This window comes from Phenylobacterium sp. LjRoot219 (genome assembly GCF_964252995.1).
Taxonomy (GTDB): Bacteria; Pseudomonadota; Alphaproteobacteria; order Caulobacterales; family Caulobacteraceae; genus Phenylobacterium.
Map to the genome: position 1 here is coordinate 2,141,344 of NZ_CAXUQI020000001.1, position 16,456 is coordinate 2,157,799.

Genomic DNA, 16,456 nt, shown 5'->3' on the forward strand with positions numbered 1-16,456 from the left:
TCAGTTAAGCGAACACTTAAGCGTCTGAAGACGGCTGCGCAAGCCGCCTTGAGCCCGACCCGGCCGACCACTAGCTTCGCCGCCGCACCTCGGAGTCGTCATGCGCATCGCCACCTGGAACGTGAACTCGGTCAACGCGCGGCTGGAGACGGTCGTCCGCTGGTTCGAAGAGGCCCAGCCCGACGTCGCCTGCCTGCAGGAAATCAAGTGCGTCGACGAGAAGTTTCCCGCCGAAGCCTTTGAACGGCTTGGCTATAACGTCGCGGTCCATGGCCAGAAGTCGTACAACGGCGTGGCCCTGCTCTCGAAGCACCCGCTGGAGGACATCCGCCGCGGCCTGCCGGAAGGCGACGGCGACGACCACGCCCGCTACATCGAAGCCGTGGTCTCCGGACCGCAGCCGGTGCGGGTGGCCTCCATCTACCTGCCGAACGGCAATCCGATCGGCACCGAGAAGTTCAGCTACAAGCTGGCCTGGATGGACCGGCTGCGCCGCCATGCCCAGGCCCTGCTGGCCTACGAGGAGCCGCTGGCCCTGCTCGGCGACTATAACGTGATCCCCGAACCGCGCGACGCGGAGTTCCCGCAGAACTGGGTGGAAGACGCCCTCTTCCAGCCGGAGACCCGCGCGGCGTTCCGGGCGCTGAAGTGGCTGGGCCTGACCGAAGCCTATCTGCAGGCCGACGGCGCGCCGGGCGCCTACACCTTCTGGGACTATCAGGCCGGCGCCTGGCAACGGAACAACGGCATCCGCATCGACCACGCCCTGCTCTCGCCGCAGGCGGCCGACCGGCTGCGCGGGGTCTCGATCCATCGCGACGTGCGCGGCTGGGACAAGCCCTCGGACCACGTGCCGCTGGTCATCGAACTCGACGTCTGACGGTCGCGCCCCGGCCGCAAAACCGTTTCGCGCGCGGCCGTTACGGCTTAGCTTCGGGGCGATGACTCAGCTTGGCCCCTTCCTGGTCCTGATCGGCGTCGCCGCGGTGGCGCTGGCGTCGCTCGGCGGCGCGGTGGCCTGGTACAACGAGGAGGCCCGCCGGATCCGCCGTGGCCTGCGCCGAGTGCTCCGCGGCGAGAGCCACGCGGAGATCATCGCCTACGGCCGCGGCCGCGGCGCCGGCTTCAACTTCACCAGCAACACCATGGCGGTGGCCTGGGACGCCGGGGCCTGGTGCCTGATCTACCGGATGGACGAACTCCTCGGCGTCGAGCTGATCGTCGACAACCAGGTCGCCGCCCGCGCCTTCCGGGGCGAGCCGCGCCGGCCGCTGGACGTGTTGGACGGCGCGGAGAAACAGGTCGCCCTACGGCTGGTGTTCGACGATCCGCAGTACGCCGACTTCGTCCTCGAGCTCTGGAGCGCCGCCCGCGCGAGCCGCCGCGGCCCGGACGCGGCCACCGCCGTCGAGGAGGGCAACCGCTGGCTCGCCCGGGTCGAGTCGGTGTTCCGCCGCAAGCAGGGGCCGGTCACGCGCCTCGCCTCCCTCCCGCCGCCTCAAGCGGCGCCGCCCGTCGCCGCCGAGGCGCCGCAACCGCCCCGCCCCACCCCAGCGCCCGCGCCGATCCCGGCCGATCCGCATCAGGAGCTGCCGTTCGACCTGGACGAAGACGAGGACGCGGACGACGAGGCTGTCGGTCGGTAGAGTCCGTCCCGCAGGCGAACACCTTCCCGGACGGCCTGCAAGGCCATCCGGGACCCAGGGCGACCGCACGGCAGAACCGCCTGGGTCCCGGCTCTCCGCTTCGCTGCGGCCGGGATGACGGAGGCGGGTAAAACTCAGATATCCGCATAGACGTGCGTCTCGGCCCGCCCGCCGGGATGAGTCACCGCGCCGAGGTAGGCGGGGCCAACCAGCTGGGCGAATTTCCATAGCGCGCCGGAATTGTAGTCGGTCGCCCGGGGCGCCCAGTCGCGGGCGCGATGCTCCAGCTCGATGGGATCGACCTCGAGGTCGAGACTGCCGGCATCGGCGTCGATCGCGATGATGTCGCCGTCCCGGACCAGGGCGATCGGTCCGCCGGCCTGCGCCTCCGGGCCCACGTGGCCGATGCAGAGGCCGCGGGTCGCCCCGGAGAAGCGGCCGTCGGTGATCAGCGCCACCTGGTCGCTGATACCCTGGCCGTAGATCGCCGCGGTGGTGGCCAGCATCTCGCGCATGCCCGGTCCGCCGCGCGGTCCCTCGTAGCGGATCACCAGCACGTCGCCCGGCTTGTAGTCGCCCGCCTGCACCGCGGCGAAACAGGCCTCCTCGCCATCGAACACCCGGGCGGGGCCGCGGTGACGGCGGTGCGCCAGGCCGGCGACCTTGACGATCGCCCCGTCGGGGGCGAGCGAGCCCCACAGGCCGACCACCCCGCCGGTCGGCGACAGCGGGTCGGCGACCGGCCGGATCACGTCCTGGTCGCTGCGCCAGACCACGCCCTCGAGGTTCTCGCGAATCGTCCTGCCGGTGACCGTCAGGCAGTCGCCGTGGATCAGCCCGGCGTCCAGCAGGGTGCGCAGCAGCATCGGCACGCCGCCGGCCTCACCCATCCGCTTCGCCGGATAGCGGCCGCCCGGCATCAGGTCGGCGAGATAGGGCGTGCGCCTCATGACCTCGCAGACGTCGCGCAGGGTGAACTCCAGGCCGGCTTCATGGGCCATGGCCGGCAGGTGCAGACCGCCATTGGTCGAGCCGCCGGTCGCGGCGATGACCACGGCGGCGTTCTCGAACGCTTCGCGGGTGCAGATGTCGCGCGGCCGAAGATTGGTCTCGATCAGCCGCATCACCGTCTCGCCGGTGGCCTCGGCGTAGCGATCGCGGTCGAGGTAGGCCGCCGGCAGCGCCGACGACAGCGGCAGCGCCAGGCCGATGGCCTCGGAGACGCAGGCCATGGTGTTGGCGGTGTACTGGCCGCCGCAGGCGCCGTCGCCGGGACAGGCGTGCTGCTCCAGGTCGCAGAGGTCCTCCAGGCTCATCCGTCCGGCGGCGTGCCGGCCGACGCCCTCGAAGACGTCCTGCACCGTCACTTCGCGACCGTGCCACTGCCCAGGCAGAATCGAGCCGCCGTAGATGAAGGCGCTCGGCGCGTTGAGCCGCAGCATGGCCATCATCATGCCCGGCAGGCTCTTGTCGCAGCCGGCGACGCCGATCAGGGCGTCATAGGCATGGCCGCGCATCGTCAGCTCGACCGAGTCGGCGATGACGTCGCGACTGACCAGCGACGAGCGCATCCCCTCGTGGCCCATGGCGATGCCGTCGGTCACGGTGATGGTGACGAACTCGCGCGGGGTGCCGCCGGCGCGCTTGACGCCCTCGGCCGCGGCCCGCGCCTGGCGCATCAGCGAGGTGTTGCAGGGCGCCGCCTCGTTCCAGCAGGAGGCGACGCCGACGAACGGCTGATCGATCTCGCGGCTGCCCAGGCCCATGGCGTAGTAGTAGGATCGATGCGGGGCCCGCTCCGGGCCCTCGGTGACGTGGCGGCTGGGCAGTCGCGACTTGTCCCATCCGCCGTCCGGCTTGCGATGCATGGTCAGGATCTCCCAGCAGGAGGCGGACTCTAAAGCGCGCGAGGCGTGGAAAAGCGCCGTGCGGCTTCACCGCCACCACAGCGGCGCTTGCGCGTTCATCTTCCGATGACAGTGCAAAACCAAGTCGACGCGCGGCCTTCCGCGCCCAGTTTCCATCCGTCCCGGCGAGCGCTCATGGCGCTGGCGATCGCCGGCGCGCTCGCCGCCTGCCAGCGCAAGTCCCCGACGCCGGCCGCCACCGCCGAGGTCACGCCGCCGCCACGGCCGCTGCCGCCGCCTCCCTTCAGGGGGAAGGACGCCGAGATGGCCATGGAGGCGCTCAAGGCTGCGCCCGACCATGGCTTCGCCGCCAAGCGCTTCCGCACGGATCACATCGCAGAGTTGGTCAACTCCGCGGACGCAGCCCAACAGGCCGAGGGCGAACGCCAACTGCGCGCGATCGTCGTGGACTACGCCCGGGCCCATCGCGGCCTGACCGTTCCGGCGGGGGCCAGGCCCCGCGACTGGGGACAGAAGCCTGCCGCCTATGACGCCGAAGCGGAGCTAAACGCGGCGATCCGGGCCGGAACGCTGAAGGCATGGCTCGACGACCTGCCGTCCAAGTCGCCGACCTACCAGGCGCTGCAGGCCGCCTATGTGGCCTACCTGAGGGGCGAGAAGCCTCCGCCCCGCCCCAAGGTCGCCGCAGCGCCCCTGGCGCTCGGCGCGCAGGACAGGACGACGGCGGCGCTGCGCAAGCGCCTCGCCCTCGAGTTCCCGGAGCTCATCGACGTCCCCGAGGAGACGCCGGTCGACGAGGCGCTGATCGCGTCCCTGCAGCGCTATCAGGCCGCGCACGGCTTGCCGCCGAGCGGCTATCTCGACGACGCCACCGTGAAGAAGCTGAACACTCCCCTGCTGAACCCGGGCGACGCGCTGCGGGCCAATATGGAGCGCCAGCGCTGGCTGCCCCGCGCCGAGCCCGCCACCCGCATCGACGTGAACATCGCCTCGGCGGAGATGAACTACTTCGCCGACAACCAGCCCGTGACCCACATGCTGGTCGCCGCCGGGAAGAAGGGCGACGAAACGCCGATGCTGACCTCGGCGATCGACAGCCTCGTTCTCAACCCGCCCTGGTACGTGCCGCAGCGGATTGCGCGCGAGGAAATCGTGCCGAAGGGCCGCGCCTACATGCGCTCGCGCGGCTTCGTCTGGCGCGACGGCCGGCTGATCCAGCGCCCCGGCCCGCACACCGCGCTCGGCCTCGTGAAGTTCGACTTTCCCAACGACTACGCCGTCTACCTGCACGACACGCCGTCGAAGGCGGCGTTCAACCGCGCCCAGCGCACGGTGAGCCATGGCTGCGTGCGCCTGGCCCGCGCGGTGGAGCTCGCCCGAACCTTGATTTCCCAGCAGCCGGGCTGGTCGGCGGCGCGGCTCGACAAGGTCCTGGCGTCGGGCCGGACCACGCGCGTCAAGCTCGACCAGCCGGTGCCCGTACGGCTGATGTACCTGACCGCCGTGCCGCAGGCCGACCAGATCGCCTATCTGCCCGACGTCTACGGCTGGGACACCCAGCTGCTTGGGCTGCTCGATCGTTACGAGGCGCGAAAGCGCTCGGCCTAGACCGTCGCCTTGGCCGATTCCTCGACGGCGACGGCGACTTGGAGGGCGCCGATCGCCTCGTCGGCGGTGACCACCGGCCTCGGCGCATGACCGCTGACGGCCATCAGGAAGCTGTGCACGCTGGCGCCCAGCGGATCCCGGCCGGCCGGCGTGTCGGCGAAGTCCGGATTGAGCTCGAACGGCGTGGTGTTGCGGAAGGTCCGCGCCAGGAAGTCGATCTCGACCTCGCCTGAGGGGAAGACCACCCGCATGGTGCGCTCGCGCGCCGGCGCCTGGCGGGAGACGTCGAACACCGCGGTGAAGCCGTCGTCGAAGCCCACCTCGGCGCGGATGTCGTTCCAGCCGCCTTCGGCGCTGACCCGCGCCGGCTGCGGCCGCGCGGTGGTGAGCGCGAGCGCTAGGTCGATGTCGTGAACCATCAGGTCGAGCACGGCCGAGACGTCCTGGCTGCGCTCCGACGGCGGACCATGCCGCAGCGCCTCCAGGCGCAGCGGCTGCTCGGGGACGTCCAGCAGGCCCATCGCGCGGAACACCACGCGCTCCTGGTGACCGCAGGCGACGACGAGATTGCGGGCGGCGGCGGCGGCGCGGATCTTCTCCGCATCGACCAGGCTCACCGCGAGCGGCTTCTCCACATAGATCGACTTGCCGGCCTCGATCGCGGCCAGGGCGTGCTGGGCGTGAACCGTCGCCGGCGAGGCGATCGTCACCACGTCCACCGCGTCCAGGAAGCTGGCCATGTCGTGGAAGGCGCGCCCGCCGAGCGGCACGGCGACCTTCGCTGCCCGCTCGGGATGTGGATCGAGCACGGCCGACAGCACCGCGCCGTCCTGCTTCGCGTATTGGCGCGCATGATAGCCGCCGAACACGCCAGCGCCGATCACGCCGCCCCGTAGGACCTTGGACTCTGTCATGCTGCTCTCCGGATCGCGCTGCGCCTAGCAGGTCAAAGCCGCCGACGCCACCCGAAGGCGATTGGCCCGCCCCGATGCGCGGGTTAGAACTCATGCTTCCGTTTCGCCCGGGAGCCGCTCGTGCCGCGCCTTTTCAGCGCCTTCATCATCGTCGACTGGAGCGCGGCCTCGAAGCCGACGACGGGCGCCGACTCGATCTGGATCGGCGTGCTGAAGCGAGACGTGCGCTTCCGTATGGCCTTCGAAAGCTACAATCCGCCGACCCGCGCCGAGGCGGAGAAGCGGCTGGCGGCGATTCTCGACGACCTGAAAAAGCGCGGCGAACGCGCCCTGCTCGGCTTCGACTTCTCGCTGGCCTTCCCGCGCGGTTTCGCCGCGGCCCTGAATCTGCCCGGCGACCCGCCTTGGCGGGCGGTCTGGGACCAGATCGACAAGATGGCCAAGGACAAGGTCGACAACACCAACAACCGCTTCGGCGTCGGCGCGGAGATCAACCGACGGCTGACCGGCGGTCCGTTCCCGTTTTGGGGGTGCCCGCCGAAAGACGCGCTGACCACCCTGCAACCGAAGCGCAGCCGCGCGCACGGGCCCGACGACCTGCCGGAATTCCGGCACGCCGATCTCGCGGCCAAGGGCGCGGCCTCGATCTGGAAGCTCTACTACAACGGCTCGGTCGGCGGGCAGTCGATCCTCGGCATCCCGGCGGTGAAGCGCCTGAAGCTCGCCCGCGGCGAGGCGTTGAAGGTCTGGCCGTTCGAGACCGGCTTCAAGGCGCTGACCGAGGACGCCCTGGCTGGCGTCCAGACCGTGGTGGCCGAGGTCTACCCCTCGCTGGTGAAGGTCCAGGTCGCCCCCGCCGAGGTGAAGGATCTGGCGCAAGTGCGCGCCGCAGCTGAACATTTCGCCAAGCTCGACGAGGCCGGAAAGCTCGCCGCCCTGTTCGCGCCGCCGGCCGGCACGCCGCCGGACGTGGTGCTCGACGCCGAGCGCGAGGAAGGCTGGATCCTGGGCGCGGGCAGCTAGCCCGCTCAGGCCTCCACCACCTCCTGGACGAGGTCTTCGGCCCTCGCCGGCCGCAGGATCAGCAACATCGGGACCAGCAGCAGGCTGGCGAGCGCCATCCAGGCGAAGATGGCGTCATAGGCCATCACCGAGCCCTGCCGGGTGATCTCGGCGTTGAGCCCGTCCAGACCGTGCGCCCCGCCGAACACTTGTGGCAGGCTCCAGCGGACCACCGGATCGCTCTCGATGATGTTGGCCGCCAGCCGCTCGTGCGCGGCGGCGCTCTGCTGGGTCAGCATGGCCTGCAGCCCGGCGATGCCCAGGCTGGCGCCCATGGTCCGCACCACGGTGCTGAACACCGCCGCCTCGGTGCGATGCGCGGCGCTGATGGTGGCGTAGCTCAGCACCGCCAGGGGATTGGCCATCAGGCCCATGCCGAAGCCCTGCAGCACGCCAGCGGCCTTGATGTTGGCGGCGGTCATCGACAGGTCGAAGTGCGCCATCAGCCACAGGCCGTAGCCGGAGATCAGGACGCCGAGCGTCACCGTCGGCCGCGGCCGGAACACCCGCGCCATCCAGGGCACCAGGGCGAAGGCGGCCATCGAGCCGAAGCCCCGGTACATCGAGACCTCCCCGCTCTGCAGCGCCGAATAGCCCATCAGGTTCTGCATGAACGACGGCATCAGGGCGTTGGTCGAATAGAGCAGCACCGCCATGGCGAAGATCATGATGGTGCAGGTCACGAAGTTGCGGTCGCGCAGCACCTCGCGCGGGAAGAAGGGGTGCTCGGCCGTCAGCGTCTGGACGACGAAGACGTACAGCCCGCAGAGCGCCAGGATCGCCTCGATCCAGATCTCGCGGGCGTAGAACCAGTCGAGGCTGGGGCCGCGGTCGGCCATCAGCTGGATGCAGCCGGTGAACAGCACCAGCGCGCCGAAGCCGATGAAATCGAACGGCCGCTGCCGGCCGCCCTCGTTCGCCGGCAAGGCGAAATAGACCAGGGCGAAGGCCAGCGCCCCCACCGGCACGTTGATGTAGAAGACCCAGCGCCAGGAGAAGTGCTCGGTCAGGTAGCCGCCGAGCGTCGGCCCCAGGATCGGCCCGACCATGATGGTCGCGCTCCAGATCGACATCACCCGCGGCATCACCTCGGCCGGCCAGAGGTCGAAGATCGCCGCTTGGGAGAGCGGCATCATCCCGGCCCCGGCGAACCCCTGCAGCAGGCGGAAGAAGACCATCTCCGGCAGGTTGGTGGCGACCCCGCACAGCACCGAGGCGAGGACGAAGGCGACGATCGAGAACAGGAACATCGGCTTGCGGCCGATCTTCAGCGCCAGCCAGCCGGAGAACGGCGTCATGATGGCCGCGGCGACGATGTAGGAGGTCAGCACCCAGGTGATCTGGTCCTGGGCGGCCGACAGGCTGCCCATCATGTGCGGCAGGGCGACGTTGGCGATCGTCGAGTCGAGCGCCTGCATGATCACGGCCAGCATCAGCCCGCCGGTCGCGAGCACCCGTGTCGTTGGATCGACTTCGGCGTCGTTCATGCGCCCGGCGTTCTCCCTGGCGAACTTTAGTCCGCAATCAGAGAACGTGGCCAGCGCCTGAAGCCGCTCACAGGCTCCGTCGGCTGAGCATCCAGAAGCGGGCGAGCAGCAGCCCGCAGGATATCGTGCTGGCGATGATCACCGCCCAGACCATGCCGTTCACGCCCAGCTTCATCGGGATCGCCAGGAACCAGGCGAGCGGCGCCATGACGACGATGTAGCTGGCCATGTGCGTCCCGGTCGGCACCCACACGTCGCCGCGCGCCCGCAGCGCCTGGGCGGCGACCACCTGCAGGCAGTCCGGCAGAAACCACAGGCAGGCCAGCGTCAGCCCCGCGCCGGCCATCGCCAGGGTCAGGGAATCGCGGGTGTAGAGCGCGGCGATCGGATGGGCGAACGGCCAGACGGCGAGCGCCACCAGCAGGCCGAACACCGTCGCCACGGCGAAGGACGCCGCGGCCGCGCGGCGCACGCCCGCCGCGTCACGCGCGCCATAGGCCTGGCCGACCCGCACGGCGGTCGCCGCGGCGAGTCCCAGCGGCACCATGAAGACCACGGCGCCGACGTTCAGCACGATCGCCCAGCTCGCCACCGCCAGCGCGCTGATCCAGCCGGCGATGATGTTCAGGCTGTTGAAGGCGGTGACCTCGAAGAAGTTGGACAGTCCCGCGCCGAAGCCGATGTGCCGCTGCTCCGCCGCGGCGGCGGGATCATGCGCCGCCCGGTCGAACACGCCCAGTTCCCGCGCCTCGGCCATGCGGGCGATGTAGGCGAGCATGAACAGGCACAGCGCCGTCCGCGCGCCGAGGGTGGCGTAGGCGCCGCCGACGGCGCCCAGCGCCGGCAGGCCAAAGGTCCCCGGCACCAGCAGCAGGTTGAGGGCCAGATTGACCAGGTTTGCGCCCCACATCGCCCAGACCGCGGGGCCCGGTCGCGAGAGGCCTTCCAGCCAGAAGCTCGCCGCCACGCTCACCGCATACGGCATCAGCGAGAAGGCGAAGACCAGCAGCGGCGCCGAGGCGCCGTCGGCGAGATCCTTGCTCAGCCCGACCGCGTGCAGGAACGGCGGCCCGCCGATCAGCAGCACGACGGTGGAGACCAGGCCGATCCAAAAGCTGTAGACCACGCCCCGCCGCAGCACCGCGCCGGCGTCGTGCCTGCGCCCTTCGCCCACCGCGCGCGCGGTCATCACCTGCACGCCGCTGAGCAGGCCGACCACCATGGTGATGACGATGTTGGTCGGCGTCCAACCGATGGCGTGATAGCCGAGCTGGGCGGCGGAGTAGCGGCCGACGACGATCGCGTCGGTCAGGCCCATGGTCATAATGCCCAGCCGGGCCAGCACGACCGGGCCGGCCAGCTTCATCAGCTGGTCGAGTTCGGTGCGGAACGGATGGTCACGGCCCCCGGCGACGGAGGCCGTCCGGGTCGACGGACGGTCCATGGGCGCGCTGCCGGTATGTCAAAGTGGCGTGGAAGGTGGGCACCCGGAAGCTGGGCTGCAAGGGCAGGAGTGAAACAGCTCGTCATCCCGGCCGCAGCGAAGCGGAGAGCCGGAACCCAGCGGGTTCTGCAGTGCTGCCGCCCTGGGTCCCGGATCGGCCCTTCAGGCCGTCCGGGATGACGGAGCTTGGAGGTTCAGCCCGCCGAGGCCCGCTTCGCCGGCCGTGCGCCCTCTTCCTTCAGCTTCTCGGCCACCAGGAAGGCCAGCTCCAGCGCCTGCTCGCCGTTCAGCCGCGGGTCGCAGTGCGTGTGGTAGCGGTCGGCCAGGTCGCCCTCGGTCAGCGCCCGCGCGCCGCCCAGGCATTCGGTGACGTTCTGCCCGGTCATCTCCAGGTGGACGCCGCCGGGGTGCACGCCTTCGGCCTCGCAGATCTCCACGAAGCTCTTCACCTCGGAGAGGATGCGGTCGAACGGCCGGGTCTTGTAGCCGTTGGCGGCGGTCAGCGTGTTGCCGTGCATCGGGTCGATCGCCCAGACCAGACTGCGGCCGTCGGCCTTGGTGGCGCGCAGCAGGCGCGGCAGGCGCTCGGCGATCTTCTCCGAGCCGAAGCGGCCGTAGACGGTCAGGCGGCCCGGCTCGTTCTTCGGGTTGAGCACGTCCATCAGGCGCAGGATGTCGTCGCCTTCCATGGTCGGCCCGCACTTCACCCCGATCGGGTTGCGGATGCCGCGGAAGAATTCGACATGGGCGCCGTCCAGCTCGCGGGTGCGCTCGCCGATCCACAGCAGGTGCGCGGAGGTGTCGTACCACTCGCCCGAGGTGGAATCGACGCGGGTCATCGCTTCCTCGACGCCGAGCAGCAGGCCTTCGTGACTGGTGAAGAACTCCACCTGATGCAGGCTGGGATGGCTCTCGGGCGTGACGCCGATGGCCTCCATGAAGGCCAGCGACTCGCTGATCCGCTTGGACAGCTCCTCGTAGCGTGCGGCCTGCGGCGAGCCCGCCACGAAGCCCAGCGTCCAGCGGTGGATGTTGTGCAGATCGGCGTAACCGCCGGTCGCGAACGCCCGCAGCAGGTTCAGCGTCGCGGCCGACTGCGCGTAGGCCTGCAGCAGCCGGTTCGGGTCCGGGGTCCGCGACTCGGGGCTGAACTCCATCGCGTTGATGATGTCGCCGCGATAGGACGGCAGCGTCGCCTCGCCCTGGGTCTCGAGCGGCGACGAGCGCGGCTTGGCGAACTGGCCGGCCATGCGGCCCACCTTCACCACCGGCTTGCCGCCGGCGAAGGTCAGCACCACCGCCATCTGCAGGATCAGGCGGAAGGTGTCGCGGATGTTGTCGGCGTGGAATTCCTTGAAGCTCTCGGCGCAGTCGCCGCCCTGCAGCAGAAAGGCGCGGCCCTCGGCCACCTCGCCCAGCAGGCTCTTCAGCCGGCGCGCCTCGCCGGCGAACACCAACGGCGGCATGCCCCGGAGCATCTGCTCGACCTTCGTCACCTGGGCGAGGTCGGGATAGTCGGTCGGCATGTGCTTGCCGGGCTTGGATCTCCAGGAAGCGGGCGTCCAGTGTTCCATCGTCGTCTCGAACAAGCTTGGGCCCGACGCGGGGGCGCGACGGGCGAGCGGGCCTTCTACTCTGATATGGGGGCTCAGGTCGACTTCGGCGTGTCGTCCCGGTTGTCAAGCATCGCCGCCACGACGGCGATCAGCGCGCCGAGCGCGAGCCACCACTGCTGCCACAGGCCGTAGTTGATCCAGGCGAACAGCAGATAGACCACCGCGGAGCCCGCGGCGCCGCTCATCGCCAGGTCAGGCTTCTCGCGCGACAGCCGCACGAGACTGAGGCCCCAGAAGGCGGCCGCAGCCACCGCGCCGACGAATCCCAGCTCGAGCCAGACCTGCAGGGCGCCGTTGTGCGGATGCAGCGTGATCCCCGGCCCCATGGCCCGGCTTGCATCCAGACCCCAGCCCTTGAGCGGGTGCTGGAGGATCCAGTCCACCGTGTGGCTCCAGTAGCTCATCCGCGCCGACCAGGAGAGCTGCACGCCCTGCTCCAGCCGGCCGTAATCGCTGCTGGCGCGCACCAGCCAGACGAAGGCCGGCATCAGGAAGCTGACGGCCGCCACGCCGAGCGCCAGCAGCCGCGGGCCGGTGCGCGGCGTCAGCCACACGCCGAGGATCGCGATCGCCGCCAGCGGAAAGGCCAGCACCGGCGCATCGGAGCCGAAGGCGTAGGCCGCCGCGACTGTGCCGGCGATCGCCAGCGCCAGCGGCACGAGATCGATCAGCCGCCTAAGCCCGCCGACCATCACGACGGGCCAGAGCACCGCCAGCACGAAGGTCGTGTGCGCGACGTTCGAACGCGCGAGGTCCGGGCGGATCGGCTCGTAATAGCGCTCGTGCAGCCAGCGATAGATGCGGGCGTCGGCGAAGGTGTCGACCAGCAGGATCAGGCCGAACAATCCCAGCCCCCAGGCCAGCACCTGCAGCGCCAGCCGGTTGAGCCGCGGATTGGCGCGCCGCGCGCCGCAGATGGCGCTCCAGAACAGCGGCAACGCCAGGGCGATCTCCACGATCACCCCATGACCGCCCGGCTTCGGCTGCTGCAGGCTCCAGGTGGTGGACGCCGCGGCCCAGACCAGCGCGCCCAGCAGCACGATCAGGACTGGCCGGTCCTCGTCGCTCATGCGGATCGCCGGCAGGCACAGCAGGCCCATCAGCGCCAGCAACGGGGCGAAGCCCAGCGGCGACAGCCAGCCCAGCAGCGGGATGAGCCCCGCCGCGCCGACCATCACCCACCCGCACCAGGCGCCCAGCCGGTCGCGGGCGGGGCTCATGGAGGCGGCGGCCGCCGCGGCGCTCACGCCGCCTGGCCCAGGCCCTGCGGCACGTACTTCTCGCGCAGGGTGACCAGCTCTTCGGCCAGCGTCGGGTGCACGGCGCAGGTCGAATCCCACTGGGTCTTGGTCACGCCCATCTTCATCGCCACCGCCGCCAGTTGGATGATCTCCGGGGCGTCGGGGCCGACGACGTGACAGCCGACGACCTTCTCGGTGGCCGCCTCGACCACCAGCTTCACCAGGCAGCGCTCGGAATAGCCGGTCAGCGCGTACTTCATCGGCCGGAAGCGGGCGAGATAGACGTCGACCTTGCCGAGCCGATGGCGGGCTTCAGCCTCGGACAGCCCGACCGAGCCGATCGGCGGCTGCGAGAAGACCGCCGAGGCGACCATGTCGTGATCGAAGGTGGTCGGCTTGTTGTTGAATTCCGTGTCGGCGAAGGCATGACCCTCGCGGATCGCCACCGGGGTCAGGTTGATGCGGTTGGTGACGTCGCCCACCGCCCAGATGTTCTCGACGTTGGTGCGCGAGTAGTCGTCGACCCGCACCGCGCCATCCTCGTCGAGCTCGACGCCGGCCGCCTCCAGGCCGAGCCCATCGACGTAGGGCGCGCGGCCGAGCGCGAACATGACCACGTCGCTCTCGCAGTGATGGCCGTCGGTGAAGCGGCTGACCAGTCCGGTGTCGGTCTTCTCAATCGCCGCATGCTGCGCGCCGAGGATCACCTTGATCCCGCGCTTGTCCATCTCCTCGGCGATGTGGGCGCGGATGTCGTCGTCGAAGCCGCGCAGAACGTTCGGCCCGCGGTGGACCAGCGTGGTCTCGACCCCCAGGCCGTTGAAGATGCCGGCGAACTCAAGCGCGATGTAGCCGCCGCCGGCGATCACGATCCGCTTCGGCAGCTCTTCCAGGTGGAAGGCCTCGTTGGAGGTGATGGCGTGCTCGATGCCCGGCAGTTCGACCGGCATCCAGGGCCGCGCGCCCGGGGCGACCAGGATCTTGTCCGCCGTGACGCGGCCGCGCCCGGCGACCTCGACCGTATGGGCGTCGAGCAGCGTCGCGCGTCCATGCACCAGCTCGGCGCCGGCGTTCTGCAGATTGCGGACATAGATGCCGGACAGCCGGGCGATCTCCTTGTCCTTCTCGGCGATGAAGCGCGGCCAGTCGAAGCTGCTCTCGCCGACCGTCCAGCCGTAGCCTTCGGCCATCTTGAAGTGGTGGGCGTACTCCGAGGCATAGACCATGAACTTCTTCGGCACGCAGCCGCGGATCACGCAGGTGCCGCCGACCCGGTGCTCCTCGGCCACCAGCACCTTGGCCCCGGCCATGGCCGCAAGCCGCGCCGCGCGGACGCCGCCGGAACCGGCGCCGATGACGAACAGGTCGTAGTCGTACTTGGCCAAGGTCAGCGCTCCACTCCGCTTCGCCTACGGTTCAATCGTCAGCACGCCCTCGGGCGTACCGACCAGCGCCTGATCGGCGAGATCGAGGAACAGGCCGTGGTCGACCACGCCGGTGACGCTCTTCAGCGCCTCGGCGAGCAGCGCCGGCTCCACGATGCGCCCGCAGGCGGCGTCATAGATGAAATTGCCGCCGTCGGTCCGCACCGGCTGGCCGTCCTTCATGCGCAGCCGCGGCGCGACCCCGAGATCGCATTCGGTCAGGGCGTCGCAGATCCGCAGCGCCGTGGTCTTGTGCCCGAAGGCCACGACCTCGATCGGCAGCGGGAACTGGCCCAGCACCGGCACCCGCTTGGCGGCGTCGGCGATGACCACGCAGCGCTTCGAGGCCTCCCAGACCAGCTTCTCGCGCAACAGCGCCGCGCCGCCGCCCTTGATCAGCGACAGCCCCGGGCCGATCTCGTCGGCGCCGTCGACGGTGAGGTCGATCTCGCGGGTGTCGCCAAGCTCGCCGAGCTTCATCCCCAGGCTGCGGGCGAGCTCCGCCGTCACCTCCGAGGTGCAGACGCAGGTCAGGTCGAGCTGGCGCGCGCCGAGCGCCTTGACGAACCAGGCCGCGGTGGAGCCGGTGCCCAGCCCCACCACCATGCCGTTTTCGACGAGCGCCGCGGCGGCTTCGCCGGCGGCGCGCTTCTGGGCGTCAGCGTCGCTCATGTTGCTACTTCTTACCTCGTGCGGCCTTCTCGGCCCGTTTGCGTTCGCGGAATCGAGCGGCCCAGCCGGCCTTGGCGACCTGCTGCCCGCGCGCCAGCGCCAGCGCATCCGCCGGCACGTCCTCGGTGATCACCGAGCCGGTGCCGGTGAAGGCGCCCGCGCCGACGGTGACCGGCGCCACCAGGGCGGTGTCGGAGCCGATGAACGCCCCCTCGCCCACGTGGGTCTCGTATTTGTCGAAGCCGTCGTAGTTACAGAAGATGGTGCCGGCGCCGATGTTCGCGCCAGCGCCCACCGTGCCGTCGCCCAGATAGCTCAGGTGGTTGGCCTTGGCCCCCTTGCCAAGCTTGACCTTCTTCACCTCGACGAAATTGCCGATGTGGGCCTCTTCGCCGATGTCGGCGCCCGGACGCAGCCGGGCGTAGGGGCCGATGATCGCGCCGGCGCGCACCACTGCACCCTCCAGGTGACTGAAGGACCGGATCACCGCCCCGCCCTCGACCGTCACGCCGGGCGCGAAGACCACGAACGGCTCGACCGTCGTCCCCGGGCCGATCTGGGTGTCGTAGGCGAAGTGCACGGTGTCCGGCGCCTGCAGCGCGACGCCGTCGGCCAGCGCCTGGGCCCGCGCCCGCTGCTGAAAGACGCCTTCGGCGGCGGCCAGCTGCATGGGCGTGTCGCAGCCCATCACCGCGCTCTCCGGGGCGATATGCGCGCGCACGCTGCGGCTGTCGCCGACCGCCAGCGAGACGATCTCGGTCAGGTAGTACTCGCCCTTGGCGTTGTTGTTGCTGGTCCGCCCCAGCCAGCCCAGCAGGGCGTGTTTTTCGGCCGCCAGCATGCCGGCGTAGCAGGACTTCGCGGCCAGCTCCTCGGGCGTGGCGTCCTTCGGCTCGGCGATCTTCAGCACCTGGCCGGCGGCCCCGCGGATCAGCCGGCCGTAGAGCAGCGCGTCCGCCGGCTCGAACCCCAGCAGCGCCAGGTCGACGCCCTCCGCCCGCATGGCGAACAGCGGCTCCAGGTCGGCCGGCAACAGCAGCGGGCAGTCGGCGTTGGTGACCAGCACGTCGCCCTCGAAGCCCTCGAGCGCCGGCGCGGCGGCGAGTACGGCGTGACCGGTGCCGAGCGGCGGATCCTGCACGGCGACCGCGCCCGGGCCCAGGCGCGCCTCGACCAATGCCCGCACCGCGGGGCTGTGGGTTCCGACTACCACGACCACCCGCTGGCAGCCGATTTGCTCGACGGTGTCGATCACCCGGTCCAGCAGGGTGCGGCCGCCGACCTTGTGCAGCACCTTCGGCGTCGCGGACTTCATCCGCGTCCCCTGACCGGCGGCGAGAATCACGGCGGCGCGAGCGGTCATGGAATTGAAGCCTCCGGGCGAGTCATGCGGCGGTCGCCGGAGCCTTACCAAGCCTTCGCTCCGGGCGCGAGAAGCGCTTGCGCCAACCTGCCGCGACCGCTAGCGCCAGAC

At 70.4% G+C, this 16,456-nt stretch carries 13 protein-coding genes; 4 read left to right on the forward strand and 9 right to left on the reverse strand.

What is annotated here, in order from left to right:
* Positions 1–100 precede the first annotated feature (100 nt).
* Both xth and ACSQ14_RS10545 read left to right on the forward strand, forming a co-directional pair.
* Positions 101–880, forward strand: coding sequence for an exodeoxyribonuclease III (gene xth / locus ACSQ14_RS10540; protein WP_436012429.1), 780 nt, complete (start codon positions 101–103; stop codon positions 878–880).
* 61 nt (positions 881–941) lie between these two features.
* On the forward strand, positions 942–1,646 hold the full coding sequence (locus ACSQ14_RS10545) for a hypothetical protein (protein ID WP_436012431.1): 705 nt from the start codon (positions 942–944) through the stop codon (positions 1,644–1,646).
* A 134-nt stretch (positions 1,647–1,780) separates the two neighbouring features.
* Here the strand turns inward: ACSQ14_RS10545 and ilvD are convergent, their stop codons facing one another.
* Positions 1,781–3,514, reverse strand: a complete 1,734-nt coding sequence (gene ilvD / locus ACSQ14_RS10550; protein WP_436012433.1) for a dihydroxy-acid dehydratase — start codon at positions 3,512–3,514, stop codon at positions 1,781–1,783.
* Positions 3,515–3,688: 174 nt separating this feature from the next.
* Here ilvD and ACSQ14_RS10555 point away from each other — a divergent pair, with 174 nt between their 5' ends.
* The gene (locus ACSQ14_RS10555) at positions 3,689–5,122 is read left to right on the forward strand and encodes a L,D-transpeptidase family protein (protein WP_436012435.1); all 1,434 of its coding nucleotides are present in this window, start codon (positions 3,689–3,691) and stop codon (positions 5,120–5,122) included.
* Here ACSQ14_RS10555 and ACSQ14_RS10560 read toward each other — a convergent pair.
* Positions 5,119–6,036, reverse strand: coding sequence for a Gfo/Idh/MocA family protein (locus tag ACSQ14_RS10560; protein WP_436012437.1), 918 nt, complete (start codon positions 6,034–6,036; stop codon positions 5,119–5,121). The two genes, ACSQ14_RS10555 and ACSQ14_RS10560, sit on opposite strands and share 4 nt — an antisense overlap.
* A gap of 120 nt (positions 6,037–6,156) precedes the next feature.
* Between ACSQ14_RS10560 and ACSQ14_RS10565 the strand changes: the two genes are divergently transcribed.
* On the forward strand, positions 6,157–7,059 hold the full coding sequence (locus ACSQ14_RS10565; protein ID WP_436012439.1) for a cobalamin biosynthesis protein CbiG: 903 nt from the start codon (positions 6,157–6,159) through the stop codon (positions 7,057–7,059).
* 5 nt (positions 7,060–7,064) lie between these two features.
* Here the strand turns inward: ACSQ14_RS10565 and ACSQ14_RS10570 are convergent, their stop codons facing one another.
* From ACSQ14_RS10570 to glmU, 7 genes are all read right to left on the reverse strand, one after another.
* Entirely contained in the window at positions 7,065–8,585 is a 1,521-nt protein-coding gene (locus ACSQ14_RS10570) for a DHA2 family efflux MFS transporter permease subunit (protein ID WP_436012441.1), read from the reverse strand.
* Positions 8,586–8,652: 67 nt separating this feature from the next.
* A complete protein-coding gene (locus ACSQ14_RS10575) occupies positions 8,653–10,029 on the reverse strand; it encodes an MATE family efflux transporter (protein ID WP_436012443.1) in 1,377 nt (458 codons plus the stop codon).
* Positions 10,030–10,223: 194 nt separating this feature from the next.
* Positions 10,224–11,603, reverse strand: a complete 1,380-nt coding sequence (locus ACSQ14_RS10580) for a class II 3-deoxy-7-phosphoheptulonate synthase (RefSeq protein ID WP_436012445.1) — start codon at positions 11,601–11,603, stop codon at positions 10,224–10,226.
* Positions 11,604–11,677: 74 nt separating this feature from the next.
* A complete protein-coding gene (locus ACSQ14_RS10585) occupies positions 11,678–12,892 on the reverse strand; it encodes an O-antigen ligase family protein (protein ID WP_436012447.1) in 1,215 nt (404 codons plus the stop codon).
* Complete coding sequence (gor, locus tag ACSQ14_RS10590) at positions 12,889–14,271, reverse strand: glutathione-disulfide reductase (protein WP_436012449.1); 1,383 nt, start codon at positions 14,269–14,271, stop codon at positions 12,889–12,891. Before gor ends, ACSQ14_RS10585 begins: the two co-directional genes overlap by 4 nt.
* 24 nt (positions 14,272–14,295) lie before the next feature.
* Positions 14,296–14,982, reverse strand: a complete 687-nt coding sequence (rpiA, locus tag ACSQ14_RS10595; RefSeq protein ID WP_436012451.1) for a ribose-5-phosphate isomerase RpiA — start codon at positions 14,980–14,982, stop codon at positions 14,296–14,298.
* A gap of 4 nt (positions 14,983–14,986) precedes the next feature.
* Positions 14,987–16,345 (reverse strand): bifunctional UDP-N-acetylglucosamine diphosphorylase/glucosamine-1-phosphate N-acetyltransferase GlmU, encoded by a 1,359-nt coding sequence (gene glmU / locus ACSQ14_RS10600; RefSeq protein ID WP_436012453.1) that lies wholly within the window; start codon positions 16,343–16,345, stop codon positions 14,987–14,989.
* Positions 16,346–16,456: the final 111 nt, after the last annotated feature.

Bases quoted from the DNA above. Each gene is read 5' to 3' on its own strand.
- xth (WP_436012429.1), top strand. From the start codon at position 101: ATGCGCATCGCCACCTGGAACGTGAACTCGGTCAACGCGCGGCTGGAG.
- ACSQ14_RS10545 (WP_436012431.1), top strand. From the start codon at position 942: ATGACTCAGCTTGGCCCCTTCCTGGTCCTGATCGGCGTCGCCGCGGTG.
- ilvD (WP_436012433.1), bottom strand. From the start codon at position 3,514: ATGCATCGCAAGCCGGACGGCGGATGGGACAAGTCGCGACTGCCCAGC.
- ACSQ14_RS10555 (WP_436012435.1), top strand. From the start codon at position 3,689: ATGGCGCTGGCGATCGCCGGCGCGCTCGCCGCCTGCCAGCGCAAGTCC.
- ACSQ14_RS10560 (WP_436012437.1), bottom strand. From the start codon at position 6,036: ATGACAGAGTCCAAGGTCCTACGGGGCGGCGTGATCGGCGCTGGCGTG.
- ACSQ14_RS10570 (WP_436012441.1), bottom strand. From the start codon at position 8,585: ATGAACGACGCCGAAGTCGATCCAACGACACGGGTGCTCGCGACCGGC.
- ACSQ14_RS10575 (WP_436012443.1), bottom strand. From the start codon at position 10,029: ATGGACCGTCCGTCGACCCGGACGGCCTCCGTCGCCGGGGGCCGTGAC.
- ACSQ14_RS10580 (WP_436012445.1), bottom strand. From the start codon at position 11,603: ATGGAACACTGGACGCCCGCTTCCTGGAGATCCAAGCCCGGCAAGCAC.
- rpiA (WP_436012451.1), bottom strand. From the start codon at position 14,982: ATGAGCGACGCTGACGCCCAGAAGCGCGCCGCCGGCGAAGCCGCCGCG.
- glmU (WP_436012453.1), bottom strand. From the start codon at position 16,345: ATGACCGCTCGCGCCGCCGTGATTCTCGCCGCCGGTCAGGGGACGCGG.